This is a genomic window from Cupriavidus basilensis OR16, assembly GCF_000243095.1.
In the GTDB taxonomy this organism is placed as follows: domain Bacteria; phylum Pseudomonadota; class Gammaproteobacteria; order Burkholderiales; family Burkholderiaceae; genus Cupriavidus; species Cupriavidus basilensis_D.
This window is the reverse complement of the sequence record NZ_AHJE01000101.1, coordinates 1-14,441: the sequence shown is the minus strand read 5'-3', so window position 1 is coordinate 14,441 and position 14,441 is coordinate 1. Positions and strand designations below refer to the sequence as shown.

At 66.8% G+C, this 14,441-nt stretch carries 14 protein-coding genes and 4 pseudogenes; 3 read left to right on the top strand and 15 right to left on the bottom strand.

Annotated features, from left to right (window positions below; translation table 11 throughout):
• Positions 1-43: 43 nt before the first annotated feature.
• Positions 44-1,798, bottom strand: a complete 1,755-nt coding sequence (locus OR16_RS30895) for an ABC transporter permease (RefSeq protein WP_006162594.1) — start codon at positions 1,796-1,798, stop codon at positions 44-46.
• A 312-nt stretch (positions 1,799-2,110) separates the two neighbouring features.
• Here OR16_RS30895 and OR16_RS30890 point away from each other — a divergent pair.
• Positions 2,111-2,382: pseudogene (locus tag OR16_RS30890) on the top strand (acylphosphatase).
• A 34-nt stretch (positions 2,383-2,416) separates the two neighbouring features.
• Here the strand turns inward: OR16_RS30890 and OR16_RS30885 are convergent.
• The 10 genes and pseudogenes from OR16_RS30885 to rpe all read right to left on the bottom strand — a co-directional run bounded on the left by OR16_RS30885 (position 2,417) and on the right by rpe (position 10,041).
• Positions 2,417-3,202: a uracil-DNA glycosylase gene (locus OR16_RS30885; RefSeq protein WP_006162591.1), complete on the bottom strand. Its 786-nt coding sequence runs from the start codon at positions 3,200-3,202 to the stop codon at positions 2,417-2,419.
• Positions 3,203-3,281: 79 nt separating this feature from the next.
• Positions 3,282-3,929, bottom strand: coding sequence for a CYTH domain-containing protein (locus OR16_RS30880; protein WP_006162590.1), 648 nt, complete (start codon positions 3,927-3,929; stop codon positions 3,282-3,284).
• 20 nt (positions 3,930-3,949) lie between these two features.
• Positions 3,950-4,753, bottom strand: coding sequence for an indole-3-glycerol phosphate synthase TrpC (gene trpC, locus OR16_RS30875; RefSeq protein WP_006162589.1), 804 nt, complete (start codon positions 4,751-4,753; stop codon positions 3,950-3,952).
• Positions 4,754-4,788: 35 nt separating this feature from the next.
• Positions 4,789-5,817 carry an anthranilate phosphoribosyltransferase gene (trpD, locus tag OR16_RS30870; RefSeq protein ID WP_006162588.1) on the bottom strand — a complete coding sequence of 343 codons (1,029 nt, stop codon included), beginning with the start codon at positions 5,815-5,817 and terminating at the stop codon, positions 4,789-4,791.
• Positions 5,818-5,885: 68 nt separating this feature from the next.
• A complete protein-coding gene (locus tag OR16_RS30865; protein WP_006162587.1) occupies positions 5,886-6,455 on the bottom strand; it encodes an aminodeoxychorismate/anthranilate synthase component II in 570 nt (189 codons plus the stop codon).
• A gap of 24 nt (positions 6,456-6,479) precedes the next feature.
• Positions 6,480-6,622, bottom strand: a pseudogene (locus OR16_RS43765) (chorismate-binding protein); the annotation flags it as partial.
• A 47-nt stretch (positions 6,623-6,669) separates the two neighbouring features.
• Positions 6,670-6,807: pseudogene (locus OR16_RS43160) on the bottom strand (ribulose-phosphate 3-epimerase); the annotation flags it as partial.
• Between the two features lie 39 nt (positions 6,808-6,846).
• Positions 6,847-8,142: pseudogene (locus tag OR16_RS30860) on the bottom strand (anthranilate synthase component I family protein); the annotation flags it as partial.
• A gap of 460 nt (positions 8,143-8,602) precedes the next feature.
• Positions 8,603-9,334, bottom strand: coding sequence for a phosphoglycolate phosphatase (gph, locus tag OR16_RS30855; protein WP_006162584.1), 732 nt, complete (start codon positions 9,332-9,334; stop codon positions 8,603-8,605).
• Positions 9,331-10,041, bottom strand: coding sequence for a ribulose-phosphate 3-epimerase (gene rpe / locus OR16_RS30850; RefSeq protein ID WP_006162583.1), 711 nt, complete (start codon positions 10,039-10,041; stop codon positions 9,331-9,333). The genes gph and rpe overlap by 4 nt, the downstream gene beginning before the upstream one ends.
• A gap of 165 nt (positions 10,042-10,206) precedes the next feature.
• Here rpe and apaG point away from each other — a divergent pair, with 165 nt between their 5' ends.
• Positions 10,207-10,581 carry a Co2+/Mg2+ efflux protein ApaG gene (gene apaG / locus OR16_RS30845; RefSeq protein WP_006162582.1) on the top strand — a complete coding sequence of 125 codons (375 nt, stop codon included), beginning with the start codon at positions 10,207-10,209 and terminating at the stop codon, positions 10,579-10,581.
• Positions 10,582-10,605: 24 nt separating this feature from the next.
• On the opposite strand, the gene OR16_RS30840 is transcribed toward apaG, so the two are convergent.
• Complete coding sequence (locus OR16_RS30840) at positions 10,606-10,833, bottom strand: hypothetical protein (RefSeq protein ID WP_006162581.1); 228 nt, start codon at positions 10,831-10,833, stop codon at positions 10,606-10,608.
• A gap of 88 nt (positions 10,834-10,921) precedes the next feature.
• On the opposite strand from OR16_RS30840, the gene OR16_RS30835 reads away from it, so the two are divergent.
• A complete protein-coding gene (locus OR16_RS30835) occupies positions 10,922-12,091 on the top strand; it encodes a murein transglycosylase A (RefSeq protein ID WP_006162580.1) in 1,170 nt (389 codons plus the stop codon).
• A gap of 71 nt (positions 12,092-12,162) precedes the next feature.
• On the opposite strand, the gene paaK is transcribed toward OR16_RS30835, so the two are convergent.
• From paaK to OR16_RS30820, 3 genes are all read right to left on the bottom strand, one after another.
• Positions 12,163-13,464, bottom strand: coding sequence for a phenylacetate--CoA ligase PaaK (paaK, locus tag OR16_RS30830; protein ID WP_006162579.1), 1,302 nt, complete (start codon positions 13,462-13,464; stop codon positions 12,163-12,165).
• 51 nt (positions 13,465-13,515) lie between these two features.
• Positions 13,516-13,962, bottom strand: a complete 447-nt coding sequence (gene paaI / locus OR16_RS30825) for a hydroxyphenylacetyl-CoA thioesterase PaaI (RefSeq protein ID WP_006162578.1) — start codon at positions 13,960-13,962, stop codon at positions 13,516-13,518.
• 53 nt (positions 13,963-14,015) lie between these two features.
• Positions 14,016-14,441 (bottom strand): enoyl-CoA hydratase-related protein (locus OR16_RS30820; RefSeq protein WP_006162577.1); only part of this gene is annotated, 426 nt, incomplete at its 5' end.

Below are 14,441 nucleotides of genomic sequence, written 5' to 3'. Positions count from 1 at the left end.
GGCGTATTACGACGTATGGCGGCGTATGGCGGCGTACGGCGGCTCAAAGACGCGTGCGTTCCTGCGCCAGCAGGTAGAGGCGGTTCCACAGCAGGCGGTTGAAGCCCACCACGAACACCGCCATCACGCCGATGCCTAGTGCAATGCGGGGGAAGTCGCCCTTGGAGGTCATCTCCGCAATATAGCTGCCAAGGCCCGTGGCGATCAGCGTGCGGTCGCCCCAGGTGACGTACTCGGACACGATACTCGCATTCCACGAGCCGCCGGCCGCGGTCACCAGGCCGGTCAGCAGGCTGGGAAACACCGCGGGGATCAGGAAGCGCTTCCACAGCAGCCAGCCGCGCAGGCCAAAGTTGCGTGCGGCCAGCTTGAGTTCGGTGGGGATGCCGGAAGCACCGGCGATCACGTTGAACAGGATGTACCACTGCGTGCCGAAAATCATCAGCGGGCTGAGCCAGACCTCCGGGTTCAGCCCGAAGCGCACGATCAGCATCACCACCAGCGGGAACATCAGGTTGGCCGGGAAGGCCGCCAGGAACTGCGCCACCGGCTGGGCGATACGCGCCACGCTGGGGTTCAGGCCGATACGGATGCCGATGGGTACCCAGATCACCGCGGCCAGCGCGATCAGCACGATCACCCGCACCATGGTCAGCGTGCCCAGCCACAGCACATGGCCGACCTCCGCCCAACCCACCTCGGTGCGCACGAAGTGCATCACGCGATACAGGGCCAGCATGGCAATCACAATGATGACCACGTTGCCAGCGCGCTCGATCCACATTGCGCGCCGGCCATCGTTGGCCTTCGGCGCCACCGCCTTGCGCCCGGATCCCCAGGCCAGCGTGCGCTCGGCCAGCGCCGCCGTACGGCTCAGCAGCACGCGGACCCATTCCGAGCGGCGCAGCAGGTTGAGCAGCCACGATTGCGGCTCGGTCTCCTGCGCCATGATCTCGAAGCGGAAGCGGTCGGCCCAGGCAATCAACGGCCGGAACAGCAACTGGTCATAGAGGATGATGCCGATCAGCATGGCCAGGATGGCCCAGCCGATCGCCGCCAGGTTCTGCTGCTGGATCGCCAGCGAGATATAAGAGCCGATGCCCGGCAGCCGGATGTCGTTGCCCGATACCGAGATGGCTTCCGATGCCACCACGAAGAACCAGCCGCCGGACATCGACATCATCATGTTCCACAGCAGGCCCGGCATGGCGAACGGCACTTCGAGGCGCCAGAACTTCTGCCACGGGGAGAGCCGGAACATGGCTGCCGCCTCCACCAGGTCGGTCGGAATGGTGCGGATCGACTGGTACAGGCTGAACGCCATGTTCCAGGCCTGCGAGGTGAAGATGGCGAAGATGGCGGCGCATTCCACCCCGACCAGGCTCCCGGGGAACAGCGCGATAAAGCCGGTCACCGTGATCGACAGGAAGCCCAGCACCGGGATCGACTGCAGGATGTCCAGCGCCGGTACCATCACTTTTTCGGCGGTGCGGTTCTTCGAGGCAAGCGCCGCGAAGGCGAAGGAAAACAGCAGCGAGGCGCCCAGCGCGACCATCATGCGGATGCTGGTGCGCATGAGGTAGTAGGGCAGGTAGGCGATGTCCAGATGCACATCCAGCGGCTCGCCGGGCTGGTAGGGCACGTTCATCTGGCGGGCGGCAAAGGCCACCAGCACGATCACCGCCAGGATGATGGGCAGCAGCGCCAGGTCGAAGCGGTTCGGCGGCGCAGTCAGCAGCTGGCTGGCGTAGCCACGGGATGTGACCGAGCTGGCCTGGTCGTGTTCGGCTTGCTGCATTATCTTGGCAGTGGAAACGTTGGCTGCGATTGCCGCATGGGCCGGGTGGGGCCGGGCGGTCCGGGGCCAGGATGGATCGGATCGGTGATGCCAGCCAGGGCGCGGCGCCTTGCGCTGCGCTGGCTCAGGTTACGAACAGGATTTTCGGCTTGTCGACAGGGCGCGCCTCGCGCGTAGTTGTGCTGCGGACGTTACCTGCATCGGCCTGCTCTTACTGGTAACGCTTTGCATGGCGGTCTAGTTTACCTGTTATGCGTGTCGTAACCGTTTCAACGGATGTTTCAGCGCTCGCGCGCGGAAAGGGGAAGCCAGATGGAGACATGGCACATCGTGGTCAAGGGGAGGGTGCAGGGCGTGGGCTACCGCGTGGCCTGCGCGGGCCAGGCCGGGCGCTCGGTATCAACGGCTGGGTGCGCAACCGGCACGATGGCTCCGTCGAGGTAATGGCCTATGGGCCGCCGGATCGGCTGGAGGCCCTCTGCAACTGGATGCGGCGCGGGCCGCCGGACGCGCAGGTCAACGCGCTGGTGGCGTTGCCTGGCGCGGGTGAGTTCGAGGATTTCGACTGCCTGCCGACCGCTTGAGGCGTGCCCGCCAAGGGGGCGGCTGGCCGGCAGCTCAGGTGGCGCGCCAGTCGACCGGCGCGGCGCCGTGCTGTTGCAGCCAATCGTTGGCCAGGCGGAAGTGCCCGCAGCCCAGGAAACCCCGGTGTGCCGACAGCGGTGACGGATGCGGCGCTTCCAGCACGCAGTGCGTGCCGGCCAGCAAGGGCTTCTTGGCTTGCGCGTGGCTGCCCCACAGCAGGAAGACAAGGTGCGGGCGCGCGGCGGACAAGGCCTGGATCAGGCAATCGGTCACCGCTTCCCAGCCGCGCTTGGCGTGGCTGGCGGCCTGGCCTTGCTCCACCGTCAGCACGGTGTTGAGCAGCAGCACGCCCTGGCGCGCCCAGCCTTCGAGATTGCCGGAGGCCGGCGCAGCGCCGCCTTCATACTCCGCGGCGATTTCCTTGAAGATGTTGCGCAGGCTAGGCGGCACACGCACGCCGTCCGGCACTGAGAAGGCCAGGCCATGCGCCTGCGGAATCTCGCTGCCGTTGACCACGCCGGTGCCGTGATACGGGTCCTGGCCGAGGATGACCACCTTGACGGTCTCGGGCGGGGTCAGGTGCAAGGCGTGGAACACGTCATGCGGAAAGACCGGCTTGCCGCCGGCGCGCTCGCCGTCGACGAAGGCGGCCAGTTCCTGCCAGCCGGCGGTGTTCATGCAGGGGGCCAGCAATGCGCGCCATGCCGCTGGCAGCGCCGCGGCTTGTTCCTGCAGGCTGGCGGGTGCTGCGGCGGTTGCGGCTTCGGCAATGGCCGGGGCTGCGAACAGGTCGGCCTGTGCGCTGTTGTGTTTGCTCATGCTGGAGGGATACCTGGTTTCTTTTGGCGTTGCGTTGCGTGACGTGGCGTTGCGTGGTGTGGCGGGCCGGAGCGCAACCTCAGGTGCGGCCCGCGTCGGCAGCGGCAGCGAGCCGGTAGCCGCGCGCGGCTTTGCTTTGGTCGGATGGCTTGAGCGGCGCGACGTGCTGCAGGCGCAGCGCCAGCGCGCGCAGCGCGGCTTCGGCCTGTGCTTGCGTGAGACCCTGTCCGGCGTCGCCAGGCAGCCACTCCAGTTCCAGCTCCTGGATCGTCTCGCGCGCGGCGCTTCCCGGCGCCGAAATCGTCCCGATGTCGAGCGCGGCCTCGATGCGCACTCCGTCCTGTTCGACCAGCCAGGTGCGTCGCGCGAAATCGGTGCGGAACACCGGCGCCAGGGTGGCGGCCAGTGGCGCCAGCAGGGCACGGGCCTCGGGCGGGAAGGCGTCAAGCTCGATGGCTTCTGCCGCCACCTTGGTTTCCCACTCGTGGCGGGCGGCCAGCCCGGCTTCGCTCTTGCCGGCGGTTTTCAGCGTCTGCAGCCATTGCTCGCCGCGGCGGCGCAGCCGCAGGGCGGCACGGGCGCCGGCGAGGTCGCGCGCGGGCGTGTCGAGGTAGACGTTGAGCAGCGTGTGCTCGCCGCGCGCCTGTCCCTGCGCGTCCAGCCAGGCCGCGAGCGCTGGCATGGCGCCCTCGGGCACCGCCAGCTTGAGTTCGATTTCCTGGGCCATTGCGTTTTCCTGTTTCCCGTTCAGGCGAACAGGCGAGCCAGCTCGACGCCCGGGTCGGGCGCTCGCATGAAGGCCTCGCCAACCAGGAAGGCGTGCACATTGGCGTCGCGCATGCGGTGTACATCATCCGGGCCGATGATGCCGGATTCGGTCACCACCAGGCGGTCGTCCGGGATGCGCGGCAGCAGGTCCAGGGTATTGTCGAGCGATACCTCGAAGGTGCGCAGGTTGCGGTTGTTCACGCCCAGCAGCGGCGTTTTCAGGCGCAGCGCGGCGTCGAGTTCCTCGCCGCCGTGGACTTCCACCAGCACGTCCATGCCGAGCTCATGCGCGCAGGCTTCCAGCTCGGCCATCAGGCCCGGGTCCAGCGCGGACACGATCAGCAGGATGGCGTCGGCGCCCCAGCAACGGGCTTCATAGACCTGGTACAGGTCGATCATGAAGTCCTTGCGCAAGGCCGGCAGCGGGCAGGCGCCGCGGGCGCGCTTGAGGAAGTCGGCGTGGCCCTGGAAGAAGTTCACGTCCGTCAGGACGGAAAGGCAGGCCGCGCCATGCGTGGCATAGCTCTCGGCAATGGCCTCCGGCACGAAGTTCGCGCGCAGCACGCCCTTGGAGGGCGAGGCCTTCTTCACCTCGGCGATCACCCCGGCGTTGCCGGCGGCGATCTTCTCGCGCAGCGCGCGTTCGAAGCCGCGCGGCGCCAGGCCCGGCTCGGCGCGCAGGCTCTCGGCCTCGGCGCGCAGGCTGGGCAGGTCGCGCTTCTTGCGCGCCGCGTTCACTTCGTCGGCCTTCACGGCCAGGATTTTCTGCAGGATATCGGACATGCGGTCATTCTCTCGCGGGGCTGGATGGCTCTGGCTTACTTGAACTGCTGCGTGGCGCGCACGAACTGGTCGAGCTTCTCGCGCGCCGCGCCGCTGGCGATGGCCTCGCGCGCGCGCTGGATGCCGTCCTCGATCGAGCTGGCCACATTGGCCGCGTACAGCGCCGTGCCGGCGTTGAGCGTGACGATCTCGCGCGGGGTGCCGGGCACATCGGTGAGCGCTTCCAGCAGCATTTCCTTGGACTCGGTGGCGTCTGCCACCTTGAGGCCGCGATTGGAGATCATCTGCAGGCCGAAATCCTCGGGGTGGACTTCGTACTCGCGCACTTCGCCGTCCTTCAGTTCGCCCACCAGCGTGGCTGCGCCGAGCGAGACTTCATCCATGCCGTCCTTGCCGTAGACCACCAGTGCATGGCGCGCGCCCAGGCGCTGCATCACGCGCACCTGGATGCCGACCAGGTCGGGGTGGAACACGCCCATCAGGATATTGGGCGCGTCGGCCGGGTTGGTCAGCGGGCCCAGGATGTTGAAGATGGTGCGCACGCCCATTTCCTTGCGGATCGGGGCGACGTTCTTCATGGCCGGGTGATGGGTAGGGGCGAACATGAAGCCGATGCCGGTCTGCTCGATGCAATGCCCGACCTGCTCCGGCGTGAGCATGATGTTCACGCCCAGCGCCTCCAGCACATCGGCGCTGCCCGACTTGGAGCTCACCCCACGGTTGCCGTGCTTGGCAATGCGCGCGCCGGCAGCGGACGCCACGAACATCGACGCGGTGGAAATATTGAACGTGTGCGAGCCGTCGCCGCCGGTGCCGACGATGTCGACGAAGTTCTCGCGGTCCTTGACGGGCACCTTGTTGGCGAACTCACGCATCACCTGCGCCGCCGCCGAGATCTCGCCGATGGTTTCCTTCTTGACGCGCAGGCCGGTCAGGATGGCCGCGGCCATCACCGGCGACATCTGGCCCTGCATGATCTGGCGCATCAGGTGCAGCATCTCGTCATGGAAGATCTCGCGGTGTTCGATGCAGCGGGTGAGGGCTTCCTGGGGCGTGATGGACATGGCGGTCTCGGTCTTTGCGTTGGTGTGGGCCGCGCCAGGGACGGGCGCGTTAGGCGTATCGAGCAGTCTCATCGGGGCGCCTTGACGAAGTTGGCCAGCAGCGCATGGCCGTGCTCGGACAGGATGGATTCGGGGTGGAACTGCACCCCCTCGATGGCGAGCGTCTTGTGGCGCACGCCCATGATTTCGCCATCCGGTGTCCAGGCCGTCACTTCCAGGCAATCCGGCAAGGTCTCGCGCTCGATCGCCAGGGAATGATAGCGCGTCACGTCGAAGTGCTTGGGCAGGCCGGCGAACACGCCTTCCTGCGTGGTCTCGATGCGGCTGACCTTGCCGTGCATGACCTGCTTGGCGCGGATCACCTTGCCGCCGAAGGCTTCGCCGATGGCCTGGTGGCCCAGGCACACGCCCAGCATCGGGATGCGGCCGGCAAAGTGCTGCAGCACCGCCACGGAAATGCCGGCTTCGCGCGGGCTGCACGGGCCCGGCGAGACGCAGATATGGTCGGGCTTGAGCGCCTCGATCTCTTCCAGCGTGATTTCGTCGTTGCGATAGGTGCGCACGTCGGCGCCGAGTTCACCGAAGTATTGGACGATGTTGTAGGTAAACGAATCGTAGTTGTCGATCATCAGCAGCATGGCGGTTCCCCTGTTCCCTTTACCTTAGATATCCGAGTCCAGGCCGTCCTGGACCTGCTCGGCGGCGCGGATCACGGCGCGCGCCTTGGCTTCGGTTTCCCTCCATTCGGCTTCGGGGTCCGAGTCGGCAACGATGCCGGCGGCGGCCTGCACATAGAGGGGCGGTCACGTGGGGGCGGATCGCCTCGCATACCAGCGGGCCCACGGTCAGGTTCGGCACGTAATGGTTGTCCATCACGTCGAAATGGATCCAGTCGGCGCCGTCCGCGGTCACGCGCCGCACTTCCTCGCCCAGGCGGGCAAAGTCGGCGGACAGGATGGACGGGGCGATGCGGTAGGTGGGCGTGCTCATGGCGGGGCTCGAAAGGGGGGTGCTTCAAGGGGAAGCCTAGATGCCGCGCTTGCGCGGCTCCAGCTCATCGATGATCTCCATCGCGTGCACCTTGGGCGCGCCCGACAGCGTGCCGGCCGGGAAGGTGGCGCGCAGCACGTCGAGGTTGCTCATGCCGGGTTTGAGCGTGCCTTCGACCGAGCTGACGATGTGCTGCACGTGGGAGTATTTTTCGATCACCATCTGGTCGGTGACCTTGACCGAGCCGATCTCGGCGATGCGGCCGATGTCGTTGCGCGCCAGGTCGATCAGCATGACGTGCTCGGCGATTTCCTTGGGATCGTTGAGCAGTTCGGTGGCCAGTTGGGCGTCCTTTTCCGGCGTGTTGCCGCGCGGACGGGTACCGGCCAGCGGGCGGATGGTGACGATGTGATCCTCGCGCTGGTCGCCGTTGCTGCCTACGCGGCGGGTTTCCTGGCGCACCAGGATCTCGGGCGAGGCACCCACGATCTGGAAGTCGCCGAAGTTGTAGAAGTACATGTAAGGCGACGGGTTCAGCGAGCGCAGCGCGCGGTACAGCGTCAGCGGGGAGTCGCGGTACGGCTTGACCAGGCGCTGGCCGATCTGTACCTGCATCATGTCGCCGGCCATGATGTATTCCTTGGCCTTGTGCACGGCGGCGAGGTAGTCGGCCTTCTCGAATTCGCGGTAGACGTCCGTTTGCACCGAGGGGCTGGTGATGGGCACGTCCACCGGCTGGCGCAGCTTCATGCGCAGTTCACGCAGGCGCTGGCGGGCGCGGGCGTAGGCTTCCGGCGTGGTCGGGTCGGCGTAGACGATCAAATAGAGCTTGCCGGACAGGTTGTCGATCACGGCCAACTCTTCGCACAGCAGCAACTGGATGTCGGGCAGGTTCAGGTCGTCCGGCTTTTGCGTGTTGGCGAGCTTCTTCTCGATATAGCGCACCGCGTCGTAGCCGAAGTAGCCGGCCAGGCCGCCGCAAAAGCGCGGCAGGCCGGGGCGCAGTGCCACCTTGAAGCGCTTCTCGAAGGCAGCGATGAAGTCGAGCGGGTTGCCTTCATGGGTTTCCACTACGCGGCCATCCGTGACCACTTCGGTGCGCATGCCCGAGGCGCGCAGCAGGGTGCGGGCGTGCAGGCCAATGAACGAGTAGCGTCCGAAGCGCTCGCCGCCCACCACGGATTCCAGCAAGAAGGTGTTGACCCCGCGCGTTTGCGATTGCGCCAGCTTCAGGTACAGCGACAGCGGCGTTTCCAGGTCGGCGAAGGCTTCGGTGATCAGGGGGATACGGTTGTAGCCCTGCTCGGCCAGCGATTTGAATTCCAGTTCGGTCATGTCGATCCTCTTGTGCAGCGGCGCCTGTCAACTCAGTATGGCGTACGTTGCGATGTCGGCAACTTGGGGCTGGAAGGTCGTCAGACCCGCCCCGCAGAGACCATCGCGCGGACGAGTGTCCACGCACGGCCGGGGTGGGCGTGCAGCGCGTTCGGATGACACCGGCACAAGGCTGGGATGTCGGGCGGCTGGAAAATCAGAGAAGGTCCGGCAACCTGCCGGTCTGGCCGGCCCCCTCCTGGTACGGATGCATCGCGGGGATGCAGGAAGGGGGCGGTCAGGAGACTCGCGAACGCACTTTACGCCTGTTGGGAGGCGCGCCAGCGACGCCAGGGCCAGGCCTGCCGATCACTGCCAGAAGAGATGCGTTTGCGGTTCAGAAACATGAAATCGTGTTCAGCGATTTATGGTTTGGATATTGGGTGGTGCTTTGGCTTCGGCGGCCTTTCGGCCGCCGGGGTCATGCCCGGTGTGCCGCCAACAGCTCGGCAACGCGAACAATGGAATCGACTATACCATCGGCGTCAACGCCTTGTACAGGATTGCCGTGGTTGTAGCCGTAGGGCACAAGCAGCACTCCCATGCCAGCGGCGCGAGCCGCCTGCGCATCGTTTTCCGAGTCGCCGATCGCGGCCATTTCGGCCGGCTCCAGGCGGAATGCCTCGGCTACCTTGAGCAGAGGCAGGGGGTCCGGCTTGCGCAGGGCGAAGGCATCACCGCCGTAGACCAGCTCGAAGAACCGTCCCAGGCCGGTCTTGGCCAGCAGCGGCTCGGTGAAGTTATGTGGTTTGTTGGTCACGCAGGCCAGCCGGAGGCCTGCTGTCTTCAGGGCCGCCAAGCCTTCGGCGACGCCGGGGTAGACCTGCGAGAACTGGCCGTTGATGCGCAGGTATTCGCGATCGTACAGCGCCAGCGCATCGGCAAACATGCCGTTGGCGTGGGCTGGCGAGAAGCGCGCATCCAGCACGCGCCGGATCAGGTTCTCCGAGCCCTTGCCGACGAAGCTGACGATCTCTTCCTTGCTCATTGGCGTGGCGTTGCCAAGCTGCGGGTGCAGGTGGACCAGCGCCTTCAGCATGGCATTGACCGCCGCGTGGAAGTCGCCGGCGGTGTCCACCATGGTGCCGTCCAGGTCCACGATGACGCCGCGGATGCCGCGCCAGTCGGTGCGCTTCAGCTGCGCCGAGCTCATTGGCCTGCCTTGCCGACCTTGGCCAGCTCGCTGCGCATGGCCGACAGCACGCCCTTGTAGCCGCCGTCGGCGTCCGGCTTGCTGAACACGGCGGAACCGGCGACAAAGGTGTCGGCCCCGGCCGCGGCGATCTCGGCGATGTTGTCGATCTTCACGCCACCGTCCACTTCCAGCAGGATGCGGCGTCCGGTGCGCTCGGCGTACGCGTCGATGCGCTTGCGGGCTGCGCGCAGCTTGTTGAGCGTCTCGGGGATGAAGGACTGGCCGCCGAAGCCGGGGTTGACCGACATCAGCAGGATCACGTCGATCCGGTCCATCACGTGATCCAGGTGGTGCAGCGGCGTGGCCGGGTTGAACACCAGGCCGGCCTGGCAGCCGTGTTCGCGGATCAGCGCCAGCGAGCGGTCGATATGCTCGCTGGCTTCCGGGTGAAAGGTGATGATATTGGCGCCTGCCTTGGCGAAGTCCGGAATGATGCGGTCCACCGGGCGCACCATCAGGTGCACGTCGATCGGGGCGGTCACGTGGGGGCGGATCGCCTCGCATACCAGCGGGCCCACGGTCAGGTTCGGCACGTAATGGTTGTCCATCACGTCGAAATGGATCCAGTCGGCGCCGTCCGCGGTCACGCGCCGCACTTCCTCGCCCAGGCGGGCAAAGTCGGCGGACAGGATGGACGGGGCGATGCGGTAGGTGGGCGTGCTCATGGCGGGGCTCGAAAGGGGGGTGCTTCAAGGGGAAGCCGATATTTTACCCTCCCTCTCGCCGGCCGCCCGCCTCCCGCGTCCGTTCCCGGCGGCGGCTTAGCTTGCCGCTCCCCGAGCCATGCCGCACAATGCGGCTACCCTGATCCCGCCCTTTATGTGTCGACAATGAGCGAATACGCGTTTTCCGTGGCCGTACGCACCCAGTACCTGGCCGACCAGTCCGACCCTGAGCGCGGGCGCCATGCCTTCGCCTACACCATCACGATCCACAATACCGGCGAGGTGGCTGCGCAGCTGATCTCCCGGCACTGGGTCATCACCGATAGCGACAACGGCACCCAGGAAGTTGCTGGTCTTGGCGTGGTCGGGCACCAGCCCCTGCTCAAGCCGGGCGAGCATTTCGAGTACACCAGCTGGGCCACCATCTCGACCCCGGTGGGCTCGATGAAGGGAGAGTATTTCTGCGTGGCCGAGGATGGTCATCGCTTCGAGGTGCCGATCCCCGAGTTTGCGCTGGTCCTGCCGCGCATGTTGCACTGAGAGACGCCGGGACATCGGCGGAACCTATTGGCCCGAAGTGCTGTCCTGATCCTGTTGGGTACGCGCCGTGCCTTGTCCCGCATTCCCTCCATGTCCCGCGCGCGACGGATGATCGTCCGGCGCGCGGCTGGGGCGCGGGTTCTTCTTGGCCGTGCCCATGGTCCAGACCACGATGAAGATCAGCAGGAAGAGCGCCAGTCCGGCCTCGAGGGCGAACAGCAGCATGGGATGGGCTTCAAAGAACTTGCTCATGACAGGGCTACATGGAGGCGACGGTGGGCATTGTAGGCCATCGGCAGATGCGTCCGGCCGCGATACGCTGAGTTTTCACCCAAACAAGATGGCATACCTGCATTCCTTAATCCGCTTTCCTTTTTCGTCTTCCCGGTCCTCGTCGGGACAGGCAAGTACCGCGGCCAGCGGCCGCCGGCTTGGCTGGCTCGGGCTTGCCGCCGCCGCCACGCTGCTGGCCGGCTGCATGAGCGGCCCGCCGCCCCGCATCGAAGGCCCGGGCCCCCGGCCCGCGGCGCCGCCCACCGGTTCCACCCAGAAGGGCGTGCTGCAAGCGGCCAGCTGGGGCGAGATCGGCGGCTGGAGCCAGGACGACATGCGCGCCGCCTGGCCGGCGTTGCAGGCCAGCTGCCAGGCCCTGAAGAAGCGGGCCGAATGGAGCCGCGTCTGCGCGCTCGGCCTGATGGTCGATGCCGGCGACCTGCTCGCCATGCGCACCTACTTCGAGTCCAACTTCCAGCCCTTTCGCGTGGTCAACGGCGACGGCACCGACAGTGGGCTGATCACCGGCTACTATGAGCCGATCCTGCACGGCGCGCGCACGCGCCAGGGCCAGTACCAGATCCCGCTGTACCGCAAGCCGCCCCAGTGGGGCAACCGGCCGCTGCCGGCGCGCGGCGAACTGCTGCAGAGCCCTGCATTGCGCGGCCAGGAGCTGGTTTGGGTGGATGACGCCGTGGAAGCCGCGTTCCTGCAGATCCAGGGCTCCGGCCGGATCCGCCTGCCCGACGGCAGCGTGATGCGGGTGGGCTTTGGCGGCACCAACGACCAGCCCTTCCGCTCGTTCGGCAAGTGGTTGCTCGACCGCGGCGAGATCACGCCGGCGCAGGCCACCATGCAAGGCATCAAGGGCTGGGCGCGGGCAAATCCGGGGCGCGTTGACGAAATGCTCAACGTCAATCCGCGCTTCGTGTTTTTCCGCGAACTGCCGGCCAATAACGATGGCCCGGTCGGCGCGCTGGGCGTGCCGCTGACTGCCGAGCGCTCCATCGCGGTCGACCCCGCCACCATCCCGCTGGGCGTGCCGGTCTTCCTCTCGACCACGCGGCCGCTGTCGTCCGAACCGATCCAGCGCCTGATGTTCGCGCAGGATACGGGCTCCGCCATCAAGGGCGGGGTGCGGGCTGACTTCTTCTGGGGGGCTGGCGACGCAGCCGGCGAGACCGCCGGACGGATGAAGCAGGGCGGGCGCATGTGGGTGCTGATGCCGCGCGGTTAGGGCATGACAACAAGAGCCGGCCAATCCTGGCCGGCTCCTGTTGTTACCTCTGCCTTCAGCGCCTCAGCGCCTCAGCGCGGGCGCTGGTCGACAATGCGCCGTGCCTTGCCCACCGAGCGCTCCACGCCGCCGGTAGGCAGGACCTCGATGGCAACCGTCACGCCGATAAACGCCTTGATATCGTAGGTCAGCTTGGCGCTGGCCTGCTGCGTCGCCGCCGGGTCGATGTCATGCGCGCATTCCACGCGCACGGTCAGCACATCGAGATGGCCATCCTTGGTCAGCACGCACTGGTAGTGCGGCGCCAGTTCGGCGTGCTTGAGGATCAGCTCCTCGATTTGCGAGGGGAACACGTTGACGCCGCGGATGATCATCATGTCGTCGCAGCGGCCGGTCACCTTCTCCATGCGGCGAAAGGCGCCGCGGGCGCTGCCGGGCAGCAGCCGGGTGAGATCGCGGGTCCGGTAACGGACGATCGGCAGGGCCTCCTTGGACAGGGACGTAAAGACCAGCTCGCCGAATGCGCCGTCGGGCAGTACCTCGCCGGTGACGGGATCAATCACTTCCGGGTAGAAATGATCCTCCCAGATGGTCGGGCCGTCCTTGGTCTCGGCGCATTCGCTGGCCACGCCCGGCCCCATCACTTCCGACAGCCCGTAGATATCCACCGCCGAGATGCCCATGCGCTTCTCGATGGCCAGGCGCATCTCGGGCGTCCACGGCTCCGCGCCGAAGATGCCGACCTTGAGCGAACTGGAGGTCGGGTCGATGCCCTGGCGCTCGAACTCGTCGGCAATGGCCAGCATGTAGCTGGGCGTGACCATGATCACTTCCGGCTTGAAGTCCTGGATCAGCTGCACCTGCCGCTCGGTCTGGCCGCCACCGAACGGGATCGCGGTGAGCCCAGCCTTTTCCACGCCATAGTGCGCGCCGAGTCCGCCGGTAAAGAGCCCGTAGCCGTAACTGATATGCACCTTGTCGCCGCGCCGCGCGCCGGCCGCGCGGATCGAGCGCGCCACCACCGTGGCCCAGGTGTCGATGTCCTTCAAGGTGTAGCCCACCACAGTGGGCTTGCCGGTGGTACCCGACGAGGCATGGATGCGCGCCACGCGGTCCTGCGGCACGGCGAACATCCCGAAGGGATAGCTGTCGCGCAGGTCCTGCTTGGTGGTGAACGGAAAGCGTGCGAGGTCGGCCAGCGTGCGGACCTGATCCGGATGGACGCCGGCGGCATCGAACTTGCGGCGGTAGACCGGCGAGTTCTGATAGGCGTGGTTGAGCGACCATTGCAGGCGTTCCAGTTGCAACGCCTGCAATGCGTCGCGGCTGGCGGTCTCGATCGGCTCGAGCGGCAGATCTGTCAGGCGCGTCATGGTGTCTCCTGCGCGGGGCTTATGTTTGCTTGTCTGCGTCTGGGCCAGGCATCACTGCGCCGCGCCCGGCGGGGTGACCACATGCCCCTTGATCTGGGCCGACTTGCCGCGGAACAATGCCACCGCCTCGCCGGCGCGGTTGGTCACCCGGATATCGTAGATGCCATGCCGGCCCGACAGGACCTGTTCGGTGGCCTCGGCCGTCAGCATGTCGCCGCCCTCCACGGGTTTGAGGAACTCGATGCTGCAGCCCGCCGCCACCGTGTTGATGTTGTGGCTGTTGCAGGCGAAGGCAAAGGCCGAGTCGGCCAGCGTGAACATCAGGCCGCCGTGGCAGATGCCGTGGCCGTTGAGGAATTCGCGGCGCACCTGCATGGACAAGCGTGCGTAGCCGGGCCGCACGGCCTCGACGGTGATGCCCAGCCAGCGGCTGCAGGTGTCGGCTTCGTACATGCTGGCGGCGGCGCTTTCCGCGAGGGCCTGGGGATTGTGGGTCAAGCTGGTCTCCTGTTTGGGCAAGGGCTGGGGGCTGCGCTGCGGTACTGGCGATCCTATCGCCCGGTGAAGCGCGGCGCGCGTTTTTCCAGGAAAGCGTTCACGCCCTCGGCATAGTCGGGCGACGCGCCCAGCTCACGCTGCAGGTCGCGTTCCAGGTCGAGCTGGGCATCGAGCCCCTGGCTAGCGCCGGCGTGCATGGCTTGCTTGATGGCGGCCAGGGCGCGCGTCGGCTGGGCCGCCAGGTGCGTGGCCAGGGCCAGCGCCTGCTCGGGCAGCAGCGGATCGTCCATCGCCTCCCAGATCAGCCCCCACTTCTCGGCCTCGTCGGCGCTGAGCTTGTCGCCCGTCATGGCCAGGCCCATGGCGCGGGCCATGCCGATGCGCTTGGGCAGCAGCCAGGTGCCGCCAGAATCCGGCACCAGCCCGATCTTGACGAAAGCCTGGATAAAGCTGGCCGAGCGCGCCGCCAGCACCATGTC